Origin of the sequence: Nostoc sp. FACHB-888, assembly GCF_014696655.1 — a bacterium.
In the GTDB taxonomy this organism is placed as follows: Bacteria; Cyanobacteriota; Cyanobacteriia; order Cyanobacteriales; family Nostocaceae; genus Nostoc.
The window spans coordinates 26,349-53,325 of record NZ_JACJQM010000032.1; the positions used below are offsets into that span (position 1 = coordinate 26,349).

Sequence of the window (26,977 nt, forward strand, 5' to 3'; positions counted from 1 at the left end):
TTCTGACTTACTAGGAGTGCGATCGCATGTTTTAAATTGTGATAGGTTGCACTTGCTGACAACACACCCAAATCTACATTTTTTAACCCTGTTGCCTATTGCCTATTGCCTTTTCCCTGCCTACAAGTAATTTTGAAACAGTTCTAGAACATGTTGCCAAGCATCAGGAGCAGCTTCTGGGTTGTAACTCGGATGCTGCTCTAAGAACGGGTACTTATCTTTAAAAAATCCGGCAAAGAATCCATGTCCTGCATCGTAGCGGAAGATACGATGATTTATTTGATGTTTCTTTAATTCTGCCTCAATTTGCTCGTTTTCTTCTTGGGAAACTAATGTGTCTCTTGTACCAAAGAATGCATAGATAGTACCTTGAATTTCGGAGGTACGATTAATAGTTGGAGTCTCTTCACCATAACTAGAAGTGGTAATTCCACCACCATAAAACGAAGCTGTTGCTTTGATATCGGGTAAAGTTGCAGCTATGTAAGCAACATGACCCCCAAAACAAAAACCAATGACACCGATTGCATTATCTTTGACATTGGGTAAAGTTTTTAGGTAAGCGATTGCGGCTTGAATATCGCTGAATATCTCTTGATACTTTACTTGTTGATAATATTCCAATCCAAGCCGATATGCTTCTGGACTAAACCCAACATCTTCAGGGCTAAAATCAGCCTCAAAACCGGGAGAAATACGTTGATACATTGCCGGAGCTATTGCCACGTATCCTTGTTTGGCGATTAATTCTGTAATATCTCGAATATTACGATTGATTCCAAAAATTTCTGGAAAGACTATAATCGCGCCAAAGGTTCCGTTTTGTGCTGGTTGAGCTAAGTAAGCATCGATTTCTAAGTCATCGTTGGGTACTTTGACATAGGAGGTGTTAATTTCGATGTTTGTTGTTTCTAGCATCTTTGTTTCGGCTGATTTTATACCAACTCATTTATTTTGACTGGTTTTCGACACAGACAGGCACAAACATCAGAAGTATTGCTCTCCTCACCTCAACCATGACTTTACAGCTATGAGCAGATCAAAGAAATTTCTAACTTTTGAATAGATACCATCTCAAACTTCTGGAAGATTACAAGGGTTTTTGATTTGTGCGACCTTACATAAAGTAAGCATAAAGACTCAAAATTAATAACCAGAAGAAAAAACAATGCCAGATCAAAGTTTTAGAACAAATATTCCAGAAGTTGACCCAACAGAGATTGAAGATACTCGAACTGCGATCGCAGACGAACATCATTCATTTCTTGAAAAAGTCATGGTTAGAAGCGGATTTGCGGATTTGTATGACGCAAGAGACTTTACCGAAGTTGTGTATCGCGTTATGCGTGACTTAATGACCACAGACACAATTGATCGCGTCGAGTCAGAACTGCATACAGAAGCTATACCTACAGATGAAAAAGCACTCCAGTTTGAAATCGCTGAACTTTGGAAAGACACCAATCCGATTGTGAGATTTTTAAGTCGAATCCGTCAACCTTTAAAAGGCCCAGCTCCTATTGGAATTGATTCCAAGCTATTTCTAACGCGAGTTGCTAATGAAGGCGGAGTTCCAGGATCAGTCGAGGCAGAACAGGCAGTTAAAGCGGTATTTTCTGCTACCAAAGACCAACTTTCCCCAGAGCGGATTCAAGAAATTGCTGGCGCGCTGCCTGATTATGTGCGTCAGCTTTGGGAGCAAGCTTAATTAGAAGTATAAAAAAGTAAAGTCTGTTTGCGATCGCTACTCGCAAACAGACTTTTTATTTTGATATGAATTTATGCTTCAAAGTTACCCTACAGCAAACTCTGTATACTGCAGGACATGAGGTGCATGATATGCGATTACAATATCTTGCTTAGGTACTCCCTCCCTCACAACCAAATTTGTGACAAAATAATATTGTTATACGATGCCTCCGGTAAGCTAGTCCAAAGGCTATAATTATGATTTCTAAGAAATATGCCTTATAGTCAGTTTACAACTATCAGTAAAGTTAAAGAAGCTTTCGGGTTAAAAACACAGGAAGGTGGGCGATTTATTCCTACCACTGAACCAATTGAGGCATCTGCAACACTGACGGCATATCTTGAAGAAAGTCTGCCTCTTGCTTCTTCTGCAAGTGAAAAAGCGCGTTCCGAAGGAATTATTTACCCAGTATTATTAGAAGTTAGACGAATATTAAATCGCCAAATTAGCTTATTCTCTGGGGAAGATTTTACAGTTGATGAGACAGTTGGACTTAATGGAATGTGTGATTTCCTTTTGAGTCGTTCGCCGGAAGTGCTAGAAATTGAAGCACCTGCAATTGTAATTTTGGAAGCGAAAAAAGCTGATTTAAGAACAGGGTTTGGACAATGTATTGCAGAAATGGTTGCCGCACAAAGATTCAACGCTGCTAAAAATCGTCCGGTTGCCGTAATTTATGGTTCTATTAGCAGTGGTACACAATGGCGATTCCTGAAGTTGGAGGATAATATTGTCACTATTGACTTGATGGATTATCCTCTGCCACCTGTGGAGCAAATTCTCGGATTTTTAGTTTGGATGGTTCAAAATAGTTGATAGATGCGTAGTGATATTTCCTCACAACTAAATCTGTGACAAAATAGTTTTGTTGCCCTACAGCTAATGTAATCGGCTAAGACCTATGATTTCTACCATCAAGCGCCGCTACAGTTTGGATGAATATCGTGCAATTGAAGAAAAAGCCGAAGGACGCAGCGAATATCGAGATGGAGAAATTGTACCCGTACCTGAAGGAACACTAAAACACAGCCGCATCAGTGGCAATATTTTGACCTATTTTACCTCTGTGTTCCGCGACACTCAATTCGAGCCAATTAACAGCGATTTACGGCTGTGGATTCCCGAACATCGACGCGGAGTATATCCAGACGTAATGATTTTTGACGGCGAACCGCAACTAAATGCTGAACGCTCAAATGAAGTCTTGAATCCCATTTTGATTGTTGAAGTCCTATCTCCTTCCACCGCAGATTACGATCGCCAAAGTAAATTTCGGATGTACCGATCAATTCCAAGTTTTAGCGAATATTTATTAGTCGAGCAAGATGAACCTTTTGTGGAACGCTACAGTAAACAAGCTGAAGGTTGGTTGCTCAGTGATTTTAACAGCTTAGAGGTATTTATTTCTTTAGATTCAGTTGCGATCGCATTATCGATGGCAGAAATTTATCGCGGCGTTGTTTTTGAGTAAATCAGCTTTGTGACGATGTATGCTTTGGGAGGGGTGCGATCGCGCTACAACGTGATTATTAAATGACAGTTAATCATTTAATCCGAAATGCTGAGATAACCTCTCTATTGTAAAATTATGCCTCATTTTACATGCTGTTTGCGGGTTTCCAAAAAGCCCTTCTTCCCAGTATGCCTGACTTTTAGGCACTGTTTTTATCCATTCAACACGGACAAGGTACTCGGATTTATCCAAGTCATCGACATATTCATCCATTTTTGGAGCAATAAGTGGTACATTTAGGATTGGTAGTTTTTGCCCATTGACCAATACAGTAAAGTCTTTTACACGTATAGCAGTATCTGTTACTAGACCAACGCCAACATAACCAATTTTGGGTGGTATATAGACGAATATACGCGACCCACAAAAAAGCTTCTTTAGAGGTTTGCTATAGTCTTTCTTAGTACCAGCAGAGACAAAGCCATATCTTTGCCAGTCATTCCAGTCTCGATGTTCACTTTTCTTAATATTTACATAAAAATCACGACCATTCCAAGCCTCATCACATTCTTTGGCGTTTGATTTACTAGCTTTTTTTTTCAGATTTTTAGGCTTAGTGAGAATTTTTGATTTAATAATTGGAGCATCTGAATTTGTAAGGATTCAGGTGAGGGGATATTGACAAATAAGATGGTTGAGGTAAAGTAGGGCAATCATGATGAACAACCTGCCTCAAGATTTAGACGCTGAACGCTTAGGCATCATGTAAAAATAAGTTGTACAAAATTTATTTGGAATAGCTTGCTAAATCTAGCTTTCGCACAAAAATTGTTCAGGTTATTTTTACACAAATCCTTACGCCAGTTGCCCAAAGAAGAACTGGTGGAGATGATCATTCAACAGGCGATCGTGAACAGAGAGTTGCTCTCATCAATCCAGGAATTGAAACAAAAAATAGAAAAGCTTGGTGTCATTGGCAACCTAGATAGCAAAACTTCATCAAAACCACCATCAACTGACCTGCTCAAAAAATCAGAAAAGAACAAGCCCTCAACTGAACCATTGGCAGATAGCCCAAAACGCTTTCCAGGAGGTCAACCAGGACACAAAGGAAAAACCCGTAAAGGATTTGACACAGTAGACCGTTATGAAATACTTCGCCCACAAATATGTTGTTGTGGTCAAGCAGAATTTATTTTCCAACCAGTAAAAGTTGAAATTCAACAAGTAGCACAGTTGGTGGAACGTCCAATAGAAATAGTTGAGTATCATCGCCACACTTTATCATGTCGGCATTGTGGGACATTACAGAGTGGCAACTGGTCGCCTGACATAGTACCAGGGCAGGATTTGGGTGTTAGGCTTCAAGGATTTTTAGGATGGATGGGTAATTATGCACATATGCCCTATGAAAAACAGCAAGAAATGCTTTGGGAATTGGGGCAAATTGAAATTGGGGTAGGAACAATAGTAGCAACCAATGAACGAATTACTCAAGCAGTTGAACCAAGTGTTAGCGAGTTAAGTAATTGGGTAAAACAGACGCAACCTAACGTTCATGTGGATGAAACACCAAGGCCTGTCAAGGGAGTTAAAGAATGGTTGTGGGTAGTTGCCAATTCTGATTTCTGCTTGTTTACTGCGGCTGATACTCGTTCACGATCCGAATTAGAAACAATTTTAGGGACTAAATATACAGGAGTACTCAGCAGCGACGATTTTAGTGTTTACAATGGCTATCAAGCTGTTGGTCAGCAAAAATGTTTGGCTCATCTACGCCGTCACTTCAAAAAATTAATTCAGCTTCCAGGTCTTCACAACCAAGCTATTGGTGAAGCGTTTGTTGATTTAATCGATGAAGCCTTTAGAAATTACGCTCTTCGGGTTTGAGACTCTTGACTCCACCAGTTACAACGATTGGGTCAATCAATTCAAATCTAAATTGTATTCCTCACTCCATCAGTGGATTGATCTTGCAGGAGCTACGGCCGGCAACCTTTTACGCTCTTTGCGTGATAAAGCAATTCAATGGTGGTATTTCCTTGACTTCCCTGAAATTCCTCCTGATAACAATCAGGCTGAACGTTCCCTTCGTTTGGCTGTGACGAAACGTAAGGTAAGTGGTGGCTCTCGTTCAATGGACAGGTTTAAACACACTGCCTATCTGTTGACGGTGGTGCAAACCTGTCGTCGTCAAGGTAGGTCTGTGATTGACTTTTTTGCACAAGCACTGCTGGCTAATTCTAATAATTATCTGTCTCGGCCATCACTGCTTCCTAAATATTAGACCTGAATCCTTACGATATATCAGCTTACTACTGATAAAATATTAGATTAAAATATACTATATCTCATAATGATATCAATACTTTTTTGATTAACATCAGTGTTAATACATAATACGAGGAATTCTAGATATATTGGTATAAGAACCTCAGATAATGTATAGACTCTTTCATACGCAGCTATTCCCAATCTTCGTACTTCAAGCCATCAATACGGCTAAATTCGCGGGTGTTGTGAGTGACAAGTGTGAGGTCGTTTGCTAAAGCGATCGCAGCAATTAATAAATCATTTGCTCCAATTGGAGTTCCCAAAGCATTAAGACGAGCGCGAATATTTCCAGCTATTTTTGCAGCTTGACGATCCAGTGGTAAATCAGCAAACTCAGCAAATAAATTTTCTAGATGAGTGAGATTTCTATTAACGTTTGCGCTTTTGTAAGCTCCGTAATACAGTTCGCTATAAACAACTGTACAAATGTAAATTTCTCTAGAAGGAAATAATAAAGTTTTTTGGGTGACAGGCGAACTTGGTGAATTTAGAATTTGGATACATGCATTCGTATCTAGGAGGTAGGCCATTGAATCTCCTCCCGTTCCTCAAAGGGAAGCTGTTCTGGACGCTCAAGTGGATCGCCTTCCCAACTACCTATTACTTCTTCAACAAATTTACGAGAGTATCCTAGTTCTTCCGGCGTTTTGTTTGGAGACTGTGAGGATTTTTGTATGACAGCTTGAAAGACAATCACTACATCTAATTCTTGATTAGCAATTTCAGGCGGAAGCTGGATTTGCAGAATTCCATCATCACCAATATATGTTCTAACTTTAATGCTTTCCATAACTGGCCTCCTAGCTTATTATATTATCAGTATTTGGGCAAGTTTAACTTTGTTTATAAACCATTTCCATTCTCAACTTTTCAACCTCCAATCTCAACTTATCATTCTCCATCTTCAACTTAGCATTTTCCTCCCTAATCAACTCAACTTCATTTCTCTTACTCAAAGCCTGATTAATCGCCAACTTCCGCATATCTAGCGAGAACCAACGCTGATAAGTTTGAGTATGAACTTGCACACTATGCCCCAAATTATCTGCCGCCGCTTTAATTGGTATCCCTAAAATATGCGCCCGAATTGCCCAAGCGTGACGTAAATCATAAGGTTTAAAATCTAATCCTATTTTGCGGAACCACCAACTAACTCGCTGTGTTAACGCTGTTATGTCAGCATGATTGGTGTTATCTTTTTTAGCGATCGCACCCCTTAACATCTCTAAATACTTCGGATTTCTCAAATCAAAATCCTCAATCCATTGCCTATATAATGGCAAGGCTTGTCTCTCACCAGTCTTACAATCTTTATCAACTTTCCATGTCAAATCTGTATTTTCTTGACTCAACCACCAATCAATATCAGGATTAATAAAAAGTTCTCGTGGACGTAAACCAAAAACTGCTAACATTCCATAAGTCCAACGCCAAAGTTGCCAGCTATCTTTAATATTTTGATTAACTTGATTACCTCTACTATTAAGATAATCTTCAAACTTGAGAATTCCTTCAGATATTTCTGTATCGGTCGGTATATTTCGGGAATTATTCTCAGGCATTTTGGAATATTTAGATAAATCAATTTTGATATTGAATGTCACACAAAATACTGCGATCGCTCTTACTGCATTATATCTAGCCCATTCTTTATCAATTTGTTCAATTGAACTGATCAGGTTTGCAGCAGTAGCTAAATCTTTAGGATTCGTAAATCGTTTAGTTCGGGAAAAGTAATAAAAAAAAGTATGTTCGCTTTTAGTAGTCCGCTTATGAGTCTTAAAATACTCGGCTTCAAATTGTTCGAGTAATTCTCCTATAGTCTTAAATTCTTTTTTAATTGCCTCATTACCTAAATATTTATCATTCCATTCAAAGGTTTTACGAGCGATTAACTTCCCTAATTCGTAGGCTTCTTCCTCAGCCGTCTTGAGTCCATCCAAGTTAGAGGGAATATTCAAACTGATATTGTATTGTTTTCTGCCAGTACCATTGCTATCTTTATCTCCCGGTTTAATTGGTAACGTCGCCCGTAATTGCAGACTTCCATTCGATTCTCTAATTGTCACCTTTGCCTTTGCAGACTTCAAACGCAGATTAACTTTCTCTAATTCTAATAGTACTTTCGTTCTCATGTGTTCTTTTTGCTGCTGTGCTTGCAGAGATGAGCAAAAAAGCGGGCGATTAAAAAATCACCTTGGTTCAGGACAACATTTAGATGATGCGTAATATCATGTCCGCATAATTTAGTTACGATTCCCGCAGTCATTGCACCCCACCCCCAACCCCTCCCCGCAAGCGAGGAGGGGAGACAAAGCACAGCTTTGGCGGGGTGGGGTTCTTCGGGTTTAATAAGCAAGCGGAGATGATACGAGTCCTGAGCCGAATTATGCTGTGTTTTTAGCCTATATTTAGCCTAAAAATAAATGTGTTATCAACGAACAATGTTTAGAACAGACACTGTTTACTGCAAACATTAGGGTGTTGAAAATAATTAAACCATTAAAAGGATTACTCCGGCCCTTATCACGGTTATGACGGCTTCGCCATCTTCGCACGCGATATGGACTTGGCACTCAACAGCCCAACCTGGGGATTAATTGGCGCTCCTTGGAATGAAAAAGCTCAGGCTAAGAAGGCTGAAGCTAAGGCTAAGGCTGCCGTTTAGGGAAATGGGAGAGTGAGATAAGTAAGGATAACCTGGGGTTTTAGCCCCAGGGGGGAGTTGGGAATACAAAATTCAAAATTGAAAGATTAAAAATTCGTTTTGATTTTTGCATTTTGAATTTTGAATCATATTCCTACTCCCGCCTTAAATCTTCATTCCTCGCTCAGTAAAGAATTCAGTAACCTTGGAGATCCAGAAATGCCTCAGAATCCAGAAAAAATTCAAGATCACGTCGAGTTATTCCACCAGCCTGAGTACCAACAGCTATTTGAAAACAAAAAGCAGTTTGAAAACGGTCACGCACCCGAAGAAGTAACACGGGTTGCAGAGTGGACAAAGGGTTGGGATTATCGTGAAAAGAACTTCGCTCGTGAAGCTTTAACCGTTAACCCTGCTAAAGGTTGTCAACCACTAGGAGCAATCTTTGCTGCTGTTGGTTTTGAAGGTACTCTACCTTTTGTTCAAGGTTCTCAAGGTTGCGTTGCTTACTTCCGCACGCACTTAACCCGTCACTACAAAGAGCCATTCTCTGGTGTATCTTCTTCAATGACTGAAGATGCAGCCGTATTTGGTGGTCTGCAAAACATGATTGACGGCTTGGCGAACTCTTACCAACTCTACAAGCCCAAGATGATCGCTGTCTGCACCACCTGTATGGCAGAAGTAATTGGTGATGACTTGCAGTCTTTCATCAACAACGCCAAGGAAGCTGGTTCAGTTCCTCAAGATTTCCCAGTACCCTACGCTCACACCCCTAGCTTTGTCGGTTCCCACATCACTGGTTACGACAACATGATGAAGGGAATTCTTTCTAACTTGACCGCAGGTCATAAGAAAGAAACCAGCAATGGTAAGATCAACTTCATCCCAGGTTTTGACACCTACGTAGGTAACAACCGCGAAATCAAGCGGATTGCTTCCCTGTTCGGCTTTGACTACACAATTCTAGCCGACAACAGCGACTATCTGGATTCACCCAACACAGGTGAGTTCGATATGTACCCAGGTGGTACAAAGCTAGAAGATGCAGAAGATTCAATCAATGCTAAAGCTACGATCGCTCTGCAAGCACACTCTACCCTCAAAACCCGCGAGTATATTGAAAAAGAGTGGAAGCAACCAACCTCAGTTTCCCGTCCTTGGGGTATCAAGGGTACTGATGAGTTCTTAATGAAACTCAGCGAATTGAGTGGTATCCCCATTCCTCAAGAGTTGGAAATCGAACGCGGTCGTGCAGTTGATGCCATGACTGACTCCCACTCATGGATTCACGGCAAGCGCTTCGCTATCTACGGCGAACCAGATTTAGTATACAGCGTAGTTGGCTTTATGCTAGAAATGGGTGCTGAACCTGTGCATATCTTGGTTCACAACAGCAACGAAGTATTTGAAGCAGAAATCAAAGAATTGCTTGCTTCTAGCCCCTTCGGTCAACATGCAACTGTTTGGCCTGGTAAGGACTTGTGGCACATGCGTTCATTGTTGTTCACCGAACCAGTAGACTTCCTGGTTGGTAACACCTACGGTAAGTACCTGTGGCGCGACACCAAGATTCCCCTCGTGAGAATCGGCTACCCCATCATGGATCGCCACCACTTACACCGCTACGCCACCATTGGTTATCAAGGTATAATCAACCTCCTCAACTGGACTGTAAACACCCTATTTGAAGAAATCGATCGCAACACCAACATTCCTTCTAAGACAGATATTTCCTACGACTTGATTCGTTAGAAATTGCGTAGAAACACAACGTGTTAATTAAAGGGTGAAGAAGGGGATTCGGGAGTAGGGAATAGGGAATAGGGAAATATCCAAACCCAATTAATTTCCCATGCCCAATCCCCAATCCCCAACTCCCTTTTTCTTGATAGCATTTACCCAAGGTATCTATAAATGGAAACCATCAATCACACTCACGAACATACTCACACTCATCCTCATCCTAATTACCATCCACCTAACCAGAAAAAACCAGGATGGTTCCACAATCTTTTTAATCCGTTGCGCCGTGTGGTGGATGAAATTCAGGTTAAAAATAATCGCATCGCTCATCTAATTTGCCAAACAATTCCTTGTTGTTGTCCCTTTGAGCGACAAATTAAATTATTTGGGAAGTCTATTGATATTCCACCACTATGTAAACTCAATCCTTTATATGACGAATTTGTAGGATTGCGTTTCCGCGCTCTATCTTACCTCGCCGATGTATGTGGAGAGGATGTCACAAAATACATTTGTTAGTTATTGGTCATTGGTCATTAGTCATTGGTCATTAGTCATTAGTAAATAACAAATGACTAATGACAAAGGACAATTAACAATTAAGAGAAGAGAGATGAAAAGCACCCAAGGTAAAATCAACGAGCTGCTGACTGAGACAGGATGCGAACATAATCAGCACAAACAAGCCCAAAAGAAAAATAAGTCATGCGCTCAACAGGCACAACCTGGCGCGGCTCAAGGGGGCTGTGCCTTTGATGGTGCAATGATTGCTCTAGTGCCGATCGCAGATGCTGCTCATTTAGTCCACGGGCCGATCGCCTGTGCTGGTAATTCCTGGGGCAGTCGTGGTAGTCTGTCGTCTGGCCCTCAACTCTACAAAATGGGCTTTACCACTGACTTGGGTGAAAATGATGTCATCTTCGGTGGCGAAAAGAAACTCTACAAAGCAATTCTAGAACTTCACGATCGCTACCAACCAGCAGCAGTATTCGTCTACGCCACTTGCGTTACAGCCCTAATTGGCGATGATATGGATGCTGTCTGCAAAGCTGCGGCTGAGAAAATCGGTATTCCTGTTGTTCCCGTCATTGCCCCAGGATTCATTGGCAGTAAAAATCTCGGCAACCGTTTCGGTGGTGAAGCTTTATTAGAATATGTTGTCGGAACAGCAGAACCGGAACATACAACGCCTTATGATATTAACTTAATCGGTGAATACAATATCGCCGGGGAAATGTGGGGAGTAACACCACTGTTAGAAAAATTAGGCATCCGTATTTTGTCTAAAATTACGGGCGATGCTCGCTACGATGAAATTCGCTACGCCCACCGCGCCAAGCTCAACGTCATGATCTGCTCACGAGCGCTGCTCAATATGGCGAGAAAGATGGAGGAGCGTTACAACATCCCTTATATTGAAGAGTCTTTCTACGGCATCGATGATATGAATCGCTGTCTGCGAAACATCGCCGCTAAATTAGGCGACGCTGATTTACAAGAGCGGACAGAAAAGCTAATTGCAGAAGAAACGGCTGCTTTAGACTTGGCATTGGCTCCTTATCGCGCCCGACTCAAAGGTAAGCGGGTTGTTTTGTATACAGGTGGTGTTAAGAGTTGGTCGATTATTTCGGCTGCTAGAGACTTAGGCATTGAAGTTGTTGCTACCAGTACTCGGAAAAGTACTGAAGAAGATAAAGCCAAAATCAAGAAGTTGATTGGCAACGATGGCATCATGCTAGAGAAAGGCAACGCTCAAGAATTGCTACAACTGGTTAAAGACACTCGCGCAGATATGCTGATTGCTGGTGGACGTAACCAATACACAGCTTTGAAAGCTCGGATTCCTTTCCTTGATATCAACCAAGAACGCCACCATCCTTATGCAGGTTATGTGGGAATGATTGAGATGGCGCGGGAACTGTACGAAGCTCTGTATAGCCCGATTTGGGAACAAATACGCAAACCCGCTCCTTGGGACGAGGAGGAAGTTTAATGGCGATCGTTACCGCTTCTAACAAAGCACTGACAGTTAATCCCCTCAAGCAAAGTCAAGCTTTGGGCGCAACCTTAGCCTTTTTGGGATTGAAAGGGACAATGCCCTTATTCCACGGTTCTCAAGGTTGTACTGCTTTCGCTAAAGTTGTCCTGGTGCGGCATTTCCGGGAAGCGATTCCCCTAGCTACGACAGCGATGACGGAAGTCACTACTATCTTGGGTGGTGAAGAGAATGTGGAGCAAGCAATCCTGACTCTGGTAGAAAAAGCTAACCCAGAAATTATTGGTTTATGTAGTACTGGGTTAACAGAAACTAGAGGCGATGACATTGAAGGTTTTCTGAAGGAAATCCGCGATCGCCATCCAGAATTGAATGATTTAGCGATCGTTTTTGCACCTACCCCAGATTTTAAAGGTGCGTTGCAAGATGGTTTTGCCGTTGCTGTAGAAAGCATAGTTAAGGAAATTCCTCGCGCGGGTGGACTCAGAACTGAACAAGTCACAGTTTTGGCGGGTTCTGCTTTCACACCTGGGGATGTACAGGAAATCAAAGAGATAATCACATCCTTTGGATTAGTGCCGATCTTTGTACCTGACCTTGGCGCTTCTCTAGATGGTCATTTAGAGGATGCTTATAGTGCAGTTACAGTCAGTGGAACTACCTTAAAACAGCTACGAGAAGTAGGTAGTTCCGCTTTTACCCTGGCATTGGGCGAAAGTATGCGGGGGGCTGCCAAGATTCTCGAAGAACGCTTTGGTACACCTTATGAGGTGTTTGGCGAACTGACGGGATTAGAACCAGTAGATGAGTTTATCCAAGCATTGGCGATTTTGAGCGGTAATAGCGTACCCGAAAAATACCGCCGCCAACGCCGTCAGTTGCAAGATGCGATGTTGGACACTCACTTTTACTTCGGTGCAAAACGAGTTTCTCTAGCGCTGGAACCAGATTTATTGTGGTCAACTGTGCATTTCCTGCAATCGATGGGAGCGCAAATTCATGCTGTGGTGACAACCACGCGATCGCCTCTCTTAGAAAAACTCCCGGTAAAAAGTATCACCATCGGCGACTTAGAAGACTTTGAGAGTCTAGCGGGCGGTTCTGATTTGCTGATTGGTAACTCAAATGTCGGTGCGATCGCAAAACGCCTCTCAATTCCTCTTTATCGTCTAGGATTGCCCATTTATGACCGCTTAGGTAATGGTCAATTTACTAAAGTTGGCTATCGAGGCACGATGGAACTTTTGTTTGGCATAGGCAACCTGTTTTTAGAGGCAGAAGAAGCGAGAGTTAAGCAGTTCCAAGAGTTCGGAATTGTGGGCACTGAGTTTTGAATTATTCTTCAAGAATTCAAGAGTCAGAATTCAGAATTCAGAATGCTTTTCAGAAAGAGTAAAACCTGCCACTGATTGTTTGCTTTTGGTGTTTCCATAGGGAAAACCACTAAGTATGCAGATTTATTTAGTTCTTACTCCTGAATTCTGACTCCTGAATTTCTTCTTCCCAATTCAAAATTCAAAACTTTAGAGAGGAGAATTACGATGAAAATAGCCTTCACGACGAGTGACCGAGTTCATATTAATGCCCACTTCGGATGGGCAAAAATGATTGATGTTTACGAAATTACCGATCAGGGATATCACTTCGTAGAAACCCTCACCTTTGAAGGCGAACTCAAAGAAGACGGGAATGAAGACAAAATCACCCCAAAACTTGAAGCAATAGGCGACTGTACAATTGTTTACGTAACAGCAATTGGTGGTAGTGCCGCCGCTCGGTTAATCAAGAAAGGTGTCACCCCAGTGAAGGCGCGATCGGAAGAAGAAGAAATTAGTGAAGTCCTAAACAAGCTAGTGAAAACCCTCAAAGGTAATCCTCCACCTTGGTTGCGTAAAGCTTTACAGCCAAAAACAACAAACTTTGCTGATGAAATCGAAGACGAAGCAACAGTATGACCGCAAATAATAGTGTTAACGGAACCGCTACAACTGAAGTCTTGAACTCACCTTTTCTTAAGGTATTAATCAAACAAATCCGTGGTCAAGACAGTTATGGAGTTTATCGTACTTGGTCAGATGAGCTGATTCTCAAACCCTTTATTGTTACCAAACAAAAGAAACGGGAAATATCCGTTGAGGGCGAAGTTGATGCGGTAACTCAAGCCCGGATTATGGCATTTTTTCGAGCTGTAGCGGCTGGGATTGAACAAGAAACAGGTTTGATATCCCAGGTTGTGGTTGATTTGAGCCATGAAGGATTTGGCTGGGCGCTAGTTTTTTCTGGCCGTCTTTTGCTAGCTGTGAAAACTTTACGAGATGCTCATCGTTTTGGCTTTGACTCGCTAGAAAAATTGGCAGAAGAGGGAGAAAACTACGTCAAGAAAGGTCTTGATTTGGCGAAGCGCTTTCCGGAAGTTGGCAAAATTTAAAAATTTTAGATTTTGGATTTTGGATTCAGGTTTTAATCATTAGCTTCATCACCATTTGATTAAAACAATATCATCCAATCCAAAATTTAAAATCTAAAATCCAAAATCCAATGTGGAGTGGCTGATTGTGCAAGCAGAAGAAACGAGTATTGAGGAACTACAAGGACAAATCAGACGGCTTAACAGCAAAGCAGGTCAAATGAAAATGGATCTGCATGATTTAGCTGAAGGGCTACCAACAGATTATAAACAACTTATGGATGTTGCAGCCGCAACTTATGAAATCTATCGCAAGTTAGATGAACTTAAGCAACATCTGAAAAAATTGGAGAGTGCTAAATGACTGGAACTATTGATGAATTCAAGAAGCTCGTAGATGCAGAAGAATTTTTCCACTTCTTTAATATGTCCTACGATTTAGAAGTTGTGAATGTACATCGTCTACATATTCTGAAAAAGTTTTCTCAATACATGCAGGAAATTGATGATAATTCTCCTGACTTGAGTCAAGAAGAGAGACTAAATCAATATTCTTTGGCTTTGCAAAAAGCTTATCAGGTATTTATCGAATCGACAGCTTATGAACAAAAGCTGTTCAAAGTGTTTAACGACAAGCCGAAAAATGTAGTCACACTGACAGAAATCACTTCTGATTAGGAGGTATAAATTGGTTAACCTAACGCCTACCGAATTAGAACGCTATCGTCGCCAAATGATGCTTCCGAATTTTGGCGAAACAGCACAGAAACGCTTGAAGTCAGCGACAGTTCTGGTGACAGGTGTGGGGGGATTAGGCGGTACGGCGGCGCTTTACTTAGCAGTAGCGGGCGTTGGGCGGCTAATCTTAGTCCGGGGTGGTGACTTGCGGCAAGATGATATGAATCGTCAGGTTCTTATGACTGATGATTGGGTAGGTAAGCCAAGGGTATTCAAAGCTAAAGAAACTCTGGATGCGATTAATCCTGATGTCCAAGTGGAAGCTGTTCATGATTACATTACCCCGGAAAATGTAGATTCGTTAGTGCAGTCGGCTGATATGGCTCTTGATTGCGCCCACAACTTTACAGAGCGCAATTTGTTAAATGAAGCCTGTGTGCGATCGCGTAAACCAATGGTGGAAGCCGCAATGAATGGAATGGAGGCTTACCTGACAACGATTATTCCTGGTGTGACTCCTTGTTTATCTTGTCTGTTTCCAGAAAAGCCTGAGTGGGATCAGCGTGGCTTTTCAGTTCTAGGCGCTGTTTCTGGAACACTCGCTTGTCTAACGGCACTGGAAGCTATCAAGCTGATCACCGGGTTTAGTCAGCCTCTATTGTCGCAATTGCTGACAATCGATCTGAATCGAATGGAATTTGCTAAACGCCGTTCTCACCGCGATCGCTCTTGTCCAGTATGCGGCAATAGTGCGCCTTGGAGACACGCGCAATCCAATTCGATGGAACCCACGCCCACAGGCATTGCACAAAATAGTTAATTTTCGTCCCCACCTGAAATCAGAACAACTAATCGCTACAAATCAGGAGACTTAATGGCCGTTATTTTATCAGAAAAAGCAGAATTTCATCTGCGGGCATTCCTCAAAGGTTCCGCACCCGATGCTAATGGCGCAACTAAAGGTGTCCGCATCTCTGTAAAAGATGGTGGTTGCAGTGGCTACGAATATGCGATCGATATCACCAGCAAGCCCCAACCAGATGATTTGGTAAGTCAGCAAGGCAAAGTGCTGGTTTACGTTGATGCCAAAAGTGCGCCGTTATTAGACGGAGTTATTGTTGACTTCGTTGAGGGAGTGATGGAAAGCGGTTTTAAATTCATCAACCCCAATGCAACTGATACTTGCGGTTGTGGAAAGTCCTTCAAAACAGACGACGGTACGCCTACTGGTGTACCTTGCAGCTAACATCATTCCGTTAGCGCTAGGTCAGTTATAGAGGCTTCTCATAGACGCATTCCGTAGAGTTTCAATGCTCTTGAGATAGCTTCTAGTTCGCATTGCATCTCTTATCCCTATAGAGAAGCCAACTAAGCGTAGCATCTCTATAAGAAGAAGGGAAGCAAGAAGTAGGATAGGTTGCTCAAAAAATTCGTAAATTAGACCAACTTTATAACGTTTGAGGAGAATCTGAAAATGGCTACCTACCAAGTTAGATTAATCAACAAAAAAGAAGACCTCGACACCACAATTGAAGTTGACGAAGATACTTACATTTTAGACGCAGCACACGAAAACGATATTGACTTGCCAGCTTCTTGTCAAGCAGGTTCTTGCTCTAGTTGTGTAGGCAAAGTTGTTGAAGGTGAAATTAATCAAGACGATCAAAACTTCCTGGATGACGAACAGATGTCTAAAGGATTCGCTCTACTTTGTGTCACTTATCCTCGTTCTAATTGCACAATTAAGACACATCAAGAACCTTATCTCGTTTAAACTATTCGTTTGGTTGCTGCCTTTGACGACCAAATGAAATATGAAGGATGAAGGATGAAAAATACTTCCTTCTTCCTTTCACAATTTTTCATTTATAATTCAATGTTTACCCACTTCAGTGTAACTGGATGTTCATTAGAATTATTGAGAACAGGAGAACGAGGAATCGTCATCTTCTGTAAAAATAAAGATGAAACAATCTTACAAAAGCTGATATCAATGGGCGTAGCACCAGGGGCTACTGTAACTTTAGAACAAAATTTTCCTTCGTTTATTATTAAAGTAGGAAATACATCTTTAGCACCAGATATAGAAAGTATCCGCGCTATTTATATCCGCATTATTAATAATTAAATTATAGCAGATTACAACTTGGTGAGGTACAGATTATTTTAAGGGCACAGCACTGCCGTGCCCCTACCTGTGTACTTAATTTACCTGAAAAATGTTGTATTTAACATCTACATAAGATTGTCTTAAAATAATTTTCACTTCGTAATTAAAAGATTACAGAGCAAGCATTCATTGTAAATACGAATTACGAATTATATTGACCCCACTCCTGTCCTAATTGATTCCAGGAGTGAGGTCACTCAATTTATAGATTATGAATGCAATTTGGTATTACAGGTAAAACCGCTTGCAGAAAAAGTTGCCCATATTTTAATCAACAGCAACTATCACATCTGATGATTTAATCACGGCATAAGCTTCCTTACCTTCTGCAAGCCCCAGCTTTTCCGCTGATGATTTGGTAATTATTGACACTAACTCTACTCCTGGTGCAATTTCTAAAGTTACTTCAGTATTAACTGTGCCAGGTACAATTTTTTTTACAGTACCTTTGATAGAATTACGAGCGCTAATTTCCATTTTTCGTTTGTGTTTTACTTAATTTTTACTTAAATAAACTAGCAAATTTTGGTTAAAAAAGTAAACCTTTTGAGATTTCTTAATAAGTTTAAGCATGACAAAGTAAATATCAGCGTAATATCTCTGCTTTATTAAACACAAGATTCAATGGAAACATGATATCAAATTTGAGCTTTAACAATGGTTTTAAGCTCATTCTTAAAGCTAGGAAAACTCCTGCCACAGTATATTAATAACTATCTAATTTGTATTTGAAAAATCTAGATGATTATAAAGCGATAGATTGTGCTAGCAACGTAGAAGTTTTAAGGATTCTGAAAAATGCCACAAAGTCAGATATCGGGCAAAACTTATCATGACGCTACCAAGCATTCTTACTTATCGGTACAACTTGATCCAAATTATGTAGATGCTTCAACACAGCCATCTCCATTTAAAGTTTATCCAAAGTTTTATCGGAGAGTGAAATTAAATCTCAATAATACGGTTCATTCTTTTATCTCTTTAACCAGTGCGATAACTTTGGAAAAGGTGTATAAAGATGGCCCTTATAAACTGCGGGTAAATCCATCAGCAGGCGCTCTGTATCCCACAGAAGTTTACGTACAGGTTCGTGGCGTAGAGGGAATAGTAAATGGGATATATCATCTAGAAGTTGAGAATAATTGTCTAACTCTCATCTATGAATTAATTGATGATGGGTTAGAAAATTATATTATACCGGGTAAAAGTATCAACGGATTCATTTTTTTAATTAGTTGTGTTTATTATAGGTCTAGCTGGAAATATCAAAACAGGAGCATAAGATATTGCTTCTTAGATAGCGGACACCATTTAGGTGCAGTTGCAGCTTCAGCTTTTCTCCACAACCGAGATATACAACTAATTTTTGACTTTGATAAACTTGCTCTCAATTCAGATTTGGGTTTTGAGAATAAGGAGTTTATTACTGCTTGTGCGGTGTCAGGAGAAATACAAGACAAGAAAATCAGACACTTAAGACTGAAAGTTCCTTTTGTCTCTGGTACTGATTATTTTGAATCCAATCAATTTATTGAAGATGCCTATCAAGCAACTACTCTACAAAAGAGTCGCCAGCAGAAATTAGAGTATCCTCAATTTGATTTTGATCGGGATAAATTTTATCAAACAGTTTGGGCTAGACGTTCTATTAGACGTTTCCGGAAAGAGTCTATTTCTCAAGAAGATTATTTATATGTAGTGCAACAACTTCAGCAGTCAATACCGACAGAAAACTATGAGGAGATAGAAATTTACTCAGTGGTGCATCGAGTAAAAGGAATGACACCTGGGTTATATAAAGGTACGTATCTGGTTAAAGCGGGTAACTTTAGTGAAAAGACAGGTTACTTATGTATTAATCAAGCTATTGCTAAAGATGGCGCTGTAACTTTATTTTTTGTGTCAGATTATTTAAACTATCAAACTGCTATGCAAGTAGCTGGTTTTTTTGGACAGAGGCTTTATTTAACTAGTAATTATTTGGGGATTCACTGTAGTGGTATTGGTGCTTATTATGATGATGAAACCCAAGAATTATTAGAAACAAATAAAGATGTACTTTATGGAATGGTGATTGGAATATAAGTAGGAAGCTAAAGAAATATGGTTAGAAATATGCATTACTTTAATAGTGATGACTCACATCCTATGCAACCGACATCGGCAGATATTATACTGCGGCAGCAACTAGAGTATTCTATTAGTAGATACTTTTATGAAGCTTGCGATCGCACCATTCAAAATCTTCTATCTAATTGTCGGTGGTATGTCACAACTCATGCCAATGCTCTAACATTGGTAATTGAATGTCCCGATCAAGTTACTAATTGGCGAATTCTGCAAAAAATTGTGCCAATGGGGACATTACTATATGGAATTGTTAGCAGCGCTAAAATCCGTGTTTGTCCGCCAGAGAGTCAAGGTGTACCTTTTGAAATGAGGGTAGATGAACTCTCTGTTTATCGGGATTGGGCATAATTCAATTTTGGATTTTGGATTAGTTAATATTCTGTTTGATAAGTGCAGCTACCTCTTCAAAAACTAAATCAGCAGAATGCTTAATAGCAGGACTTAATTCCAGTCCCAAATCAAGATTTGCCGCTTCAATTAAATAAACTGTTATATCTTCAGGAAAATCATTTTGAAAGATTTTCCGTCCGGCGGCTAAAGCATTATCCCAACGAAAATCGTGCAAGTTATAACTAGGCTCTGGTAAAGCTTCCAGTTCTTTTCCCGGAACTTTAAATACAGCACCCGGTTCAGAACCAGTTGAACTTGCATCAATAATTATTAATTCTTTACTACCTCTAGCTTGAAACATTACTTCCATCCCTGCTGTGCCACAGTCATAAACTCGCACATGAGGATGAGGATTTTCAGCTAGATATTTCTGTAAGCGTTGGGCAATGATAACGCCTACAGCATCATCACTGCGATTGAGATTTCCGCAACCAATAATAGTCAGTATGGGATGAGATTTAATCACTTTGGTGAGTTGCAAAAGCACTGTCATCGATAAATAGATGAGGTAAAGCACAATTTCAGGTGCTATTAGACTACCAAGAGCAGTATTCAAAATTTTGATATGTTACACTGCTGAGTGCGCTTTAACATCCCAGACAGAAGTGTTTATCTGCTCTTTAGTGTTGGATAACACTATAGGCAGCGTGTTAAACCATATAAGAGTAGTTAAATAAATAGTTAGGCGTGGTACCTACACTTAAAATTCGATGGTCAAAATTCTTAATACCATAGCTTTAATTCTCGGCTTCATAGGTGCCTTTCTCGCTTTTCTTGATAGTTGGCGCACTGGCTCACGATTTAGCGAGAGAGGTGTCAAACTTGGGTATGAACCAACTTTGAACACGTGGTTTTGGAAATCGTGTGGAAGTATTGGCTTCGCGCTGATTACGATCAGTTTTGCTCTCCAATTGTTCGCCGCCTGTATTACTATCGAATAGGTTGTAGCTTAGGTCTTCAATAGTGAATAAAACAGAGGCTCTGACTAAATAATATAGACAAAGCCTCTGAAAAATAATTCATTAGCAGGAAACTAGAACTCTACACCATGTTTCTTAGCGATTTCATTCAGTTTATCATACTGATCTTGTGACACTTTAGTTAATATCTCTTCAGCCTGTTCTTTAGTACTTCCTTCTTTAGGAATTAAATACTTGACATAAAGAGATACAAAATCAGCAGCGATCGCTAAACCAGATAAAGCGTGTTGGTCAGCTTCCTTGCCTGCGATCGCAGCTACCAATCCGGCTTTAATTGGGTCTGGTTTAACTTTCATGAACTGCTCGACAAGTTTAGGAATGTAATCTGCTGGTGGCAAATTATCTAACTTACTTCTATCGGGAGTAAAGTTACATTCTGCGGCTTGAGCCTGCTCTAAAACACACCATTCTATGTATTCTTGCAATGCTGCATCGGGAACGCGAGGGAGATAATTATGTAGCGCTAAATCAGACACAAGCTTACCGTGTAAATTGCTGTTTTATGCAAATGCATTAAGGCAAGCCTAACGCATCGTTTCTATAAGTTTTGGTGTGTTACGCTACGACTGTTGAATAAATAGTTAGATTATTAGATATCTCAAGCAAAAATCATCCTAAAGTAGACCGATAATGCCCATCATAGTGAAATAATTGTCGATTAACAGGAAAACCACAATTACGAGGATATAATTTTAAAGAATATTTACAGATGTATTAAAGTTGTATTTCTTATGGGAATCTTAAGAATATTATCACCCGTTTTGATTAATTAGTTTAAGGAAGGCAAAGTTAGCTATGGGAAAAGATTATGTTTTATTTCTGCATGGCGTAAATGTACGGGAATCGAAAGAAAATGAAAGGAACCAGAATTACACTTATGCCGATAAGTTGTTTAACTTGATTGTTGAGCTAGTCCGGCAGAAAGATCGTAATCGTGAATGCATCAAAGTGCCTCTTTACTGGGGTGATGTCAACCAAAGCGCCTTAAATGAATTACTAACAAACCTGAAAGGCTCGTCTAAGTGGAACCAACTCTGGTTTCAAGATTTTCGCCAGAAGCAAATATTGCAATTTGTCGGCGATGGAGGACTGTACATCAGTCGCCTAATTGGATCAATGGCAGCTAACCAACTTAAAAAGCAAACATTTAAAGGCTTAGAAAAGTATAAACAGGACGATCGCCTACATTTGGTGACTCATAGTTGGGGGACAATTGTACTGTTTGACATTCTGTTTGCCAGCCGTTGGGATAATCAGGAAATTCCTGGCTATCAGAGTGTAAAGGATATTCGAGATAAGCTTTATGGCGTTGGAGACAAGCCTAAAGAAGGTATCCGATTAGCTAGTATTCAGACTATGGGTTCTCCCATTGCCTTGTTTAGCTTAATTAGTATCAATGGTAGAAATGCTAACGATGAAAGTACTCATGACATCAGCCCTGGTTTAAGTAATTTGTTGAAGAACCTTACCCAAGGAGATCGAGAGTTGTCTTGGCTCAATTTTATACATCCTGGCGATCCAATTGCTTGGCCACTAGAAAATGTCATCACTAAGTTAATTCCCAATTCTGGTTCTTACGTTAAGGTAGAAGACGTTCTCACTAGTGACTCTGGTTTCTTGAATTTATTTGCTCAAATTCCTCCCATCCGACAAACGTTTTTGGCTTTGGTAAATGGCGGCAGCGCTCACGGAAGTTACTGGCAAAATAAAGATGTAGCACAGCGAATAGCAGCAAATATTTTAACGGTTTAATACTATTGTGTTTTAACCAACCTCAATATTTCGTTTTTTAGCTTTTTGTCTCTGCGCTTTCGGCATCTTTCGGACTACCAGTTAAAAAAATATCCCATTCTAGGGGCGCAAGAGATTGCGTCCCTAAAAAGTAGAGAACCTAGTGATTCAGCAAGCTGTACGCTTTTAGCGTCTCTAAGAGTTGTCCATTGCAAATTAGTATAATGTTTCTGTTCTGAAAAATGCTGGAGTTGGAGTGAGGTCTAAACCAATGACTTTAATACTTGAAACTCAGAGGCTGTTGTTAAAACCAATTTTGAAGAGTGGATTGAACACACTACATACTATTCTCATTGACTCATACGTTAGAAAGTATCTGTGCGATGACAAAATTTTTCCATTGCAACAGGTTGAAGAAATGGTGATACAAAGCCAGAATAATTTTGAAGAAAAAAAACTTGGTTTATGGTTTATTGAAACTAAAAATGAGCAAGAAATCATTGGATTTGTTGGTTTGTGGGATTTCTTTGATGAAGAACAGCCCCAACTAGTTTATGCTTTGCTGCCTGAAGCAACCAAAAAAGGCTACGCTACCGAAGCAGCAGCCAAGATACTGGACTATTGTTTTAATAAACTTAACTATCAGTATCTTTTAGCAAGCTGCGATCGCCCAAACCTTGAATCACAAAAATTAACAGAAAGAATAGGCATGACAAAGGTGGACGAAAAAATCGTGAATGGCAACCCCCTAGTATTTTTCAAAATTGAGAAATCGTAGGTAAAAATATTGTGGCTGTTGAAGCCGATCGCCTAGTTATCATAGTCAGTGCGGCATAACACAGCGTTGCAACCGACTGCAATCTAGATCCTCATTGTCTAGGTCAATCCGTTGTTTGGGGATGAACGCAATAAGCAGCAGCGATCGCTGAAGTAGTAAATATCTCCGTTTCCCAAATGCTGGCAACTGAGAGCCACAATTCATTTGTTTCATCGGCAATATGGGCGATTGCTGCTTCATTCAAAAGCTCTGGTTGGGTAAACCACCATAACCAGCACTGCGTATCTAGTAAAAGTTTCACTCCTCACCGCCCTCAAATGCTGCCAAAATTTCTTCTGGCAAAGGGGCATTGAAATGATCTGGCACTACAAAACGCCCTTTATCTTGCCCTAAACTATTGAGTCGATTTGATGAGGAGCGAAACGGAACCAACTTGGCAACAGGAATACCTCGGTTGGAAATAATGATTTCTTCTCCAAGTTCTACGCGCGACAACAGCTTTGAGAGATTCGTTTTAGCTTGATGAATATTTACAGTTTCCATAAGATTAAACTAAGTTTAGTCTGGTTGCCACAGTGAAACAAGGGCGATGTCTACGACGGGCTACGCCTACGCTCAGTTAGATGAGCGATCCAGTAAGCTGTAAGTGAGCGTTGTCCATGATTATGATATGAAAACTTTTACTGCGATCGTTGAAAGAGATCCTGATACTAAGTTCTATGTTGGCTATGTTCCTGGCTTTCCTGGGGCGCATTCTCAAGGTGAAACCTTGGATGAATTGCAGGAAAATTTGCGTGAAGTTATTGAGATGCTTCTAGAGGACGAGGATCTGGTATTCGAGACAGAGTTTGTAGGTATACAACAGATTGTGGTTCAGTAGACCATGAGTAATATTCCTATTCTGAAACCTCAAGAAGTTGTACGAATATTAGAGAGCCTTGGGTTTGTGGAGGTACGTCAGAAAGGCTCACACAAACAGTTTCGACACGAAGATGGACGAGGAACAACAGTCCCATTTCACAAAGGGCGTGACATCTCACCAAGATTGCTACGGCAGATTGCGAGTGATATTGGTTTGACGATTGAAGAAATGCTGGAGTGGCGATGAGGTTTAACAACCGTGTTCCATTAGACCGACTAAAGCCCCTGGCGGATTACAAAAGTTATTAGCCACCGCTAAACATAACCGTTATTCAGTAAGTCGTTTTGGGTACTATCGCCATGAGTAGAACTTAAGATAACAACAAAAGGGGAAAAGGGCTGTTTCCCCTAGCGTTGAAAGTACTTGGCCAGGAGACGAGCATTTATACACATCAGGCAAAATAATTGGTTTGCAGATGAAAAAAGCTAGTCTAGGTATTAGGAAAAATTATAATTCTGACTTCACCGATCTTCATTGGGATTTGCATAACCCTAAAGGGCAATTTGAATTAATCCAAAAAACGAATGAAATTTATTATTGTCTTCCAACATTTATCAACCGAAAATGGAGAGATAAAGCATTGGAACACTGCATCTTTTGGAGACCTACAATAGATTTAAACTATAATATTTGGTACGACAATCCAAGAATTAAAGACAATCCATATAGCAAAATTTCAATTCATCCCAACGCTTTAAGATGGGGGTATTTTTACGAAAAAGTTATGGCTTGCGATATTGGAGTAAGGTTAAGTATGGATTTTACTCCATACAACTATCTAAGCAATTTACGAAGAAGTATAATACAGGAATTAAGGTTGATTGAACAAATGGAAGAAAATATTACTAGAGGATTGTACTTAATCTATCTAAATATTTGAATATTAAAAACTTGTTGCTGTGTGTTATGAATTTGTTTCTGGGGCAGTCATTCAATGATTTAGGCATATACTAATACCAATTTTGTATGAAGTTGCATAGAATTATAAAACTAAAACCGTTATCTCATAAGCCTTGCAGCCTTTCACAGATTCATGCGGCTTCACAATAATTTGGTATAAGTTGTGGTGCGTTAAATTACGAATAACGCACCTCGACTAATTAAGCAGTCCGAAAACGCGCTAACTCTTCACCCGTCTTCGCATCATGGGCGTGGACTGTACAGACCAAACATGAATCAAACGATCGCGCCACATGACCAACTTCCACAGGGTCGCTAGAATCATAAATTGGTGTGCCAATTAAAGCTTCTTCAATAGGGCCGCGGATACCTTCACTGTCACGAGGGCCGATATTCCAAGTACCTGGGGCAATCACTTGGTAATTCTTAATTTTACCGCCCTCCACTTCTACCCAGTGACTCAAGGAACCGCGTGCTGCTTCCGTTGCACCCCAACCGCGTCCATCTTTTTCTGTGGGTTTGATATACCAGGGGTCGTTTAATTTGAATTCGCGTAAACAGTGTTCCGCTTGCCGATATAACTTGACAAGTTCGTGAACTCGTGCTAATTGACGTACATGAATACTAGCACCACCCATTTCTTTGAAGACATCTAGGATAAAGCCGTCGTAGTGTTGCCAAGATTCGCCATGTTTACCACCGGCTACTAATTGACGCGCTAAAGGGCCAGTTTCCAAACGTCCGAAGTCTTGGTGAAGGACTGCACTAGACCAAGAGTAGGCGTTATCGAAGTCTTTTGTATTAATGGCAGTGGGTTTAGTGGTGCGATCGCTAGGGTGAATATCTTCTGTCCCTTCATCGTACCAAGAGTGAGTTGTATTTTCGCGGATAAATGACTGATCCATTAAGGTGTGAGTGTCTGCAAAGCTGTCATACACTCCACTTTTCATGATCATTGCCGCATTGCGTCCTTCAATAGTCGGCTTTTGGTATTTATCTTCATGGGCTAAATATCCCCAAGTCACATATTTACCCACACCAGCGCCATATCTATCTAAACCGATGTCTAAACCCATGCGCCAATAGAAACCTAAGTCGGAATCTCGATGATTTCGGTCTTCATCCAACCAATCTCTAAAGTCATCATAAGTTTGGATTTGTTCGTAGCGTTCTAAAGAACAACCCAACCACACTGGTTCTAACCAATTGGTGCGGAAGTATTCAAGAATCGCCCAAGCGCGCGTAATGTCTGTTAAAGTGGGGGCGCACATCACGCCACCGGGAACCATGTAACTAGAATGGGGCCATTGTCCGCCTAATAGTGCATAAATTTCTACGGGTTTAGCGGAAATTGTTATGCCTAGTTCGTAAGATTTGCCTGTGAAAGCGGCAAAGCGTCTAACAGCTTCGTCATAATAGCGACTATTGCGGTATTTTTTATTAGTTAAATCAATAGCAAATAATCCATAAAAATAGCGAGGGATGCTTTGAATTGTCTCGACAATTTGTCCAAGATTTCTGGCTAAAATCGCATTGCGGGGAACTTCTGTTTCCCAAGCTGTATCTAATGCCCAAGATGCACAAGTCAAGTGAGAACCGCCACAAATTCCGCAAATGCGAGGTGTGACAATTAATCCGGCTTGGGGGTCTTTACCACGTAGGATAACCTCAAATCCTCGGAAAAGTTCGGCGTGTGTCCAAGCGTTGACTACTCTTCCATGTTCAATATCAACTCGGACATCTAAATCGCCTTCAACTCTACCGACGGGCGATATATCTAATGATTGAATTGTCATTTGTCATTTGTCCTTTGTCATTCGTTATTTGTCATTTGTCATTTATCATTGGTAATTATTCACTCGCCCCACTGCAAAATGGTCGAAATACTTGATTTCTCGTTGAGAGTTAGAGGGTAGTGTGAAAGGTTACGATCATTGGTCAAATCACAAAGGACAAATGACTAAT

General features: G+C 40.5%; 30 protein-coding genes and 4 pseudogenes. 23 read left to right on the forward strand and 11 right to left on the reverse strand.

Going from position 1 to position 26,977, the window contains the following annotated elements; translation table 11 throughout:
- Positions 1-120 precede the first annotated feature (120 nt).
- Positions 121-918, reverse strand: a complete 798-nt coding sequence (locus tag H6G26_RS20015; RefSeq protein WP_190730920.1) for a dienelactone hydrolase family protein — start codon at positions 916-918, stop codon at positions 121-123.
- A gap of 250 nt (positions 919-1,168) precedes the next feature.
- Between H6G26_RS20015 and H6G26_RS20020 the strand changes: the two genes are divergently transcribed.
- Complete coding sequence (locus H6G26_RS20020) at positions 1,169-1,708, forward strand: DUF2267 domain-containing protein (RefSeq protein WP_190730921.1); 540 nt, start codon at positions 1,169-1,171, stop codon at positions 1,706-1,708.
- Positions 1,709-1,792: 84 nt separating this feature from the next.
- Here H6G26_RS20020 and H6G26_RS20025 read toward each other — a convergent pair.
- A pseudogene (locus H6G26_RS20025) lies at positions 1,793-1,888 on the reverse strand (element excision factor XisI family protein); the annotation flags it as partial.
- A 75-nt stretch (positions 1,889-1,963) separates the two neighbouring features.
- Here H6G26_RS20025 and H6G26_RS20030 point away from each other — a divergent pair.
- From H6G26_RS20030 to H6G26_RS20040, 3 genes and pseudogenes are all read left to right on the forward strand, one after another.
- Positions 1,964-2,566, forward strand: a complete 603-nt coding sequence (locus H6G26_RS20030) for a hypothetical protein (protein ID WP_190730923.1) — start codon at positions 1,964-1,966, stop codon at positions 2,564-2,566.
- Positions 2,567-2,651: 85 nt separating this feature from the next.
- On the forward strand, positions 2,652-3,221 hold the full coding sequence (locus H6G26_RS20035) for a Uma2 family endonuclease (RefSeq protein ID WP_190730924.1): 570 nt from the start codon (positions 2,652-2,654) through the stop codon (positions 3,219-3,221).
- A gap of 870 nt (positions 3,222-4,091) precedes the next feature.
- A pseudogene (locus tag H6G26_RS20040) lies at positions 4,092-5,490 on the forward strand (IS66 family transposase).
- A 178-nt stretch (positions 5,491-5,668) separates the two neighbouring features.
- On the opposite strand, the gene H6G26_RS20045 reads toward H6G26_RS20040, so the two are convergent.
- The 3 genes and pseudogenes from H6G26_RS20045 to H6G26_RS20055 all read right to left on the reverse strand — a co-directional run.
- Entirely contained in the window at positions 5,669-6,067 is a 399-nt protein-coding gene (locus H6G26_RS20045) for a type II toxin-antitoxin system VapC family toxin (RefSeq protein ID WP_190730925.1), read from the reverse strand.
- A complete protein-coding gene (locus H6G26_RS20050) occupies positions 6,052-6,327 on the reverse strand; it encodes a hypothetical protein (RefSeq protein ID WP_190730926.1) in 276 nt (91 codons plus the stop codon). Before H6G26_RS20050 ends, H6G26_RS20045 begins: the two co-directional genes overlap by 16 nt.
- Positions 6,328-6,370: 43 nt before the next feature.
- Positions 6,371-7,705, reverse strand: a pseudogene (locus H6G26_RS20055) (site-specific integrase); the annotation flags it as partial.
- Between the two features lie 698 nt (positions 7,706-8,403).
- On the opposite strand from H6G26_RS20055, the gene nifK reads away from it, so the two are divergent.
- From nifK to H6G26_RS20120, 12 genes are all read left to right on the forward strand, one after another.
- The gene (nifK, locus tag H6G26_RS20065; RefSeq protein ID WP_190730928.1) at positions 8,404-9,939 is read left to right on the forward strand and encodes a nitrogenase molybdenum-iron protein subunit beta; all 1,536 of its coding nucleotides are present in this window, start codon (positions 8,404-8,406) and stop codon (positions 9,937-9,939) included.
- Between the two features lie 162 nt (positions 9,940-10,101).
- Entirely contained in the window at positions 10,102-10,449 is a 348-nt protein-coding gene (locus tag H6G26_RS20070) for a Mo-dependent nitrogenase C-terminal domain-containing protein (protein WP_190730929.1), read from the forward strand.
- A gap of 94 nt (positions 10,450-10,543) precedes the next feature.
- The gene (gene nifE, locus H6G26_RS20075; protein ID WP_190730976.1) at positions 10,544-11,923 is read left to right on the forward strand and encodes a nitrogenase iron-molybdenum cofactor biosynthesis protein NifE; all 1,380 of its coding nucleotides are present in this window, start codon (positions 10,544-10,546) and stop codon (positions 11,921-11,923) included.
- Entirely contained in the window at positions 11,923-13,260 is a 1,338-nt protein-coding gene (gene nifN, locus H6G26_RS20080; RefSeq protein ID WP_190730930.1) for a nitrogenase iron-molybdenum cofactor biosynthesis protein NifN, read from the forward strand. The genes nifE and nifN overlap by 1 nt, the downstream gene beginning before the upstream one ends.
- A 207-nt stretch (positions 13,261-13,467) precedes the next feature.
- Positions 13,468-13,881, forward strand: a complete 414-nt coding sequence (gene nifX, locus H6G26_RS20085; protein WP_190730931.1) for a nitrogen fixation protein NifX — start codon at positions 13,468-13,470, stop codon at positions 13,879-13,881.
- Positions 13,878-14,354 (forward strand): NifX-associated nitrogen fixation protein, encoded by a 477-nt coding sequence (locus tag H6G26_RS20090; protein WP_118163723.1) that lies wholly within the window; start codon positions 13,878-13,880, stop codon positions 14,352-14,354. The genes nifX and H6G26_RS20090 overlap by 4 nt, the downstream gene beginning before the upstream one ends.
- A 127-nt stretch (positions 14,355-14,481) precedes the next feature.
- Positions 14,482-14,697, forward strand: coding sequence for a CCE_0567 family metalloprotein (locus H6G26_RS20095; RefSeq protein WP_190730932.1), 216 nt, complete (start codon positions 14,482-14,484; stop codon positions 14,695-14,697).
- Positions 14,694-15,011: a nitrogenase-stabilizing/protective protein NifW gene (nifW, locus tag H6G26_RS20100; protein WP_190730933.1), complete on the forward strand. Its 318-nt coding sequence runs from the start codon at positions 14,694-14,696 to the stop codon at positions 15,009-15,011. Before H6G26_RS20095 ends, nifW begins: the two co-directional genes overlap by 4 nt.
- A 10-nt stretch (positions 15,012-15,021) precedes the next feature.
- A complete protein-coding gene (locus tag H6G26_RS20105) occupies positions 15,022-15,831 on the forward strand; it encodes a HesA/MoeB/ThiF family protein (RefSeq protein WP_190730934.1) in 810 nt (269 codons plus the stop codon).
- A 54-nt stretch (positions 15,832-15,885) separates the two neighbouring features.
- A complete protein-coding gene (locus H6G26_RS20110; protein ID WP_094327427.1) occupies positions 15,886-16,257 on the forward strand; it encodes an iron-sulfur cluster assembly accessory protein in 372 nt (123 codons plus the stop codon).
- Positions 16,258-16,485: 228 nt separating this feature from the next.
- Entirely contained in the window at positions 16,486-16,785 is a 300-nt protein-coding gene (locus H6G26_RS20115; RefSeq protein ID WP_190730935.1) for a 2Fe-2S iron-sulfur cluster-binding protein, read from the forward strand.
- A 54-nt stretch (positions 16,786-16,839) separates the two neighbouring features.
- On the forward strand, positions 16,840-17,139 hold the full coding sequence (locus H6G26_RS20120; RefSeq protein ID WP_347242484.1) for a FeoA family protein: 300 nt from the start codon (positions 16,840-16,842) through the stop codon (positions 17,137-17,139).
- A gap of 309 nt (positions 17,140-17,448) precedes the next feature.
- Here H6G26_RS20120 and H6G26_RS20125 read toward each other — a convergent pair whose 3' ends face one another.
- Complete coding sequence (locus tag H6G26_RS20125; protein ID WP_190730936.1) at positions 17,449-17,658, reverse strand: molybdopterin-binding protein; 210 nt, start codon at positions 17,656-17,658, stop codon at positions 17,449-17,451.
- Positions 17,659-17,979: 321 nt separating this feature from the next.
- Between H6G26_RS20125 and H6G26_RS20130 the strand changes: the two genes are divergently transcribed.
- Entirely contained in the window at positions 17,980-19,266 is a 1,287-nt protein-coding gene (locus tag H6G26_RS20130) for a nitroreductase family protein (protein WP_190730937.1), read from the forward strand.
- A gap of 18 nt (positions 19,267-19,284) precedes the next feature.
- The gene (locus H6G26_RS20135; RefSeq protein WP_190730938.1) at positions 19,285-19,659 is read left to right on the forward strand and encodes a hypothetical protein; all 375 of its coding nucleotides are present in this window, start codon (positions 19,285-19,287) and stop codon (positions 19,657-19,659) included.
- Positions 19,660-19,678: 19 nt separating this feature from the next.
- On the opposite strand, the gene H6G26_RS20140 is transcribed toward H6G26_RS20135, so the two are convergent.
- Together H6G26_RS20140 and H6G26_RS20145 are read right to left on the reverse strand one after the other, a co-directional pair.
- Positions 19,679-20,149 carry a hydrogenase maturation protease gene (locus tag H6G26_RS20140; protein WP_190730978.1) on the reverse strand — a complete coding sequence of 157 codons (471 nt, stop codon included), beginning with the start codon at positions 20,147-20,149 and terminating at the stop codon, positions 19,679-19,681.
- 585 nt (positions 20,150-20,734) lie between these two features.
- Positions 20,735-21,157, reverse strand: coding sequence for a hypothetical protein (locus H6G26_RS20145; RefSeq protein ID WP_190730939.1), 423 nt, complete (start codon positions 21,155-21,157; stop codon positions 20,735-20,737).
- A gap of 319 nt (positions 21,158-21,476) precedes the next feature.
- Here H6G26_RS20145 and H6G26_RS20150 point away from each other — a divergent pair, with 319 nt between their 5' ends.
- Together H6G26_RS20150 and H6G26_RS20155 are read left to right on the forward strand one after the other, a co-directional pair.
- Positions 21,477-22,433: a hypothetical protein gene (locus tag H6G26_RS20150; RefSeq protein WP_190730940.1), complete on the forward strand. Its 957-nt coding sequence runs from the start codon at positions 21,477-21,479 to the stop codon at positions 22,431-22,433.
- 250 nt (positions 22,434-22,683) lie between these two features.
- Positions 22,684-23,190 carry a GNAT family N-acetyltransferase gene (locus H6G26_RS20155; protein WP_190730941.1) on the forward strand — a complete coding sequence of 169 codons (507 nt, stop codon included), beginning with the start codon at positions 22,684-22,686 and terminating at the stop codon, positions 23,188-23,190.
- Positions 23,191-23,359: 169 nt separating this feature from the next.
- On the opposite strand, the pseudogene H6G26_RS20160 reads toward H6G26_RS20155, so the two are convergent.
- Both H6G26_RS20160 and H6G26_RS20165 read right to left on the reverse strand, forming a co-directional pair.
- A pseudogene (locus H6G26_RS20160) lies at positions 23,360-23,491 on the reverse strand (type II toxin-antitoxin system VapC family toxin); the annotation flags it as partial.
- On the reverse strand, positions 23,488-23,733 hold the full coding sequence (locus tag H6G26_RS20165) for a type II toxin-antitoxin system Phd/YefM family antitoxin (protein ID WP_190730942.1): 246 nt from the start codon (positions 23,731-23,733) through the stop codon (positions 23,488-23,490). The gene H6G26_RS20165 and the pseudogene H6G26_RS20160, both read right to left, overlap by 4 nt.
- A 127-nt stretch (positions 23,734-23,860) precedes the next feature.
- On the opposite strand from H6G26_RS20165, the gene H6G26_RS20170 reads away from it, so the two are divergent.
- From H6G26_RS20170 to H6G26_RS20180, 3 genes are all read left to right on the forward strand, one after another.
- Complete coding sequence (locus tag H6G26_RS20170) at positions 23,861-24,070, forward strand: type II toxin-antitoxin system HicB family antitoxin (RefSeq protein ID WP_190730943.1); 210 nt, start codon at positions 23,861-23,863, stop codon at positions 24,068-24,070.
- A gap of 3 nt (positions 24,071-24,073) precedes the next feature.
- Positions 24,074-24,298 carry a type II toxin-antitoxin system HicA family toxin gene (locus H6G26_RS20175; RefSeq protein WP_190730944.1) on the forward strand — a complete coding sequence of 75 codons (225 nt, stop codon included), beginning with the start codon at positions 24,074-24,076 and terminating at the stop codon, positions 24,296-24,298.
- A gap of 229 nt (positions 24,299-24,527) precedes the next feature.
- Positions 24,528-24,992, forward strand: a complete 465-nt coding sequence (locus H6G26_RS20180) for a hypothetical protein (RefSeq protein WP_190730945.1) — start codon at positions 24,528-24,530, stop codon at positions 24,990-24,992.
- Between the two features lie 220 nt (positions 24,993-25,212).
- Here the strand turns inward: H6G26_RS20180 and H6G26_RS20185 are convergent, their stop codons facing one another.
- Positions 25,213-26,808, reverse strand: coding sequence for a nickel-dependent hydrogenase large subunit (locus H6G26_RS20185; protein WP_190730946.1), 1,596 nt, complete (start codon positions 26,806-26,808; stop codon positions 25,213-25,215).
- Between the last annotated feature and the right edge of the window lie 169 nt (positions 26,809-26,977).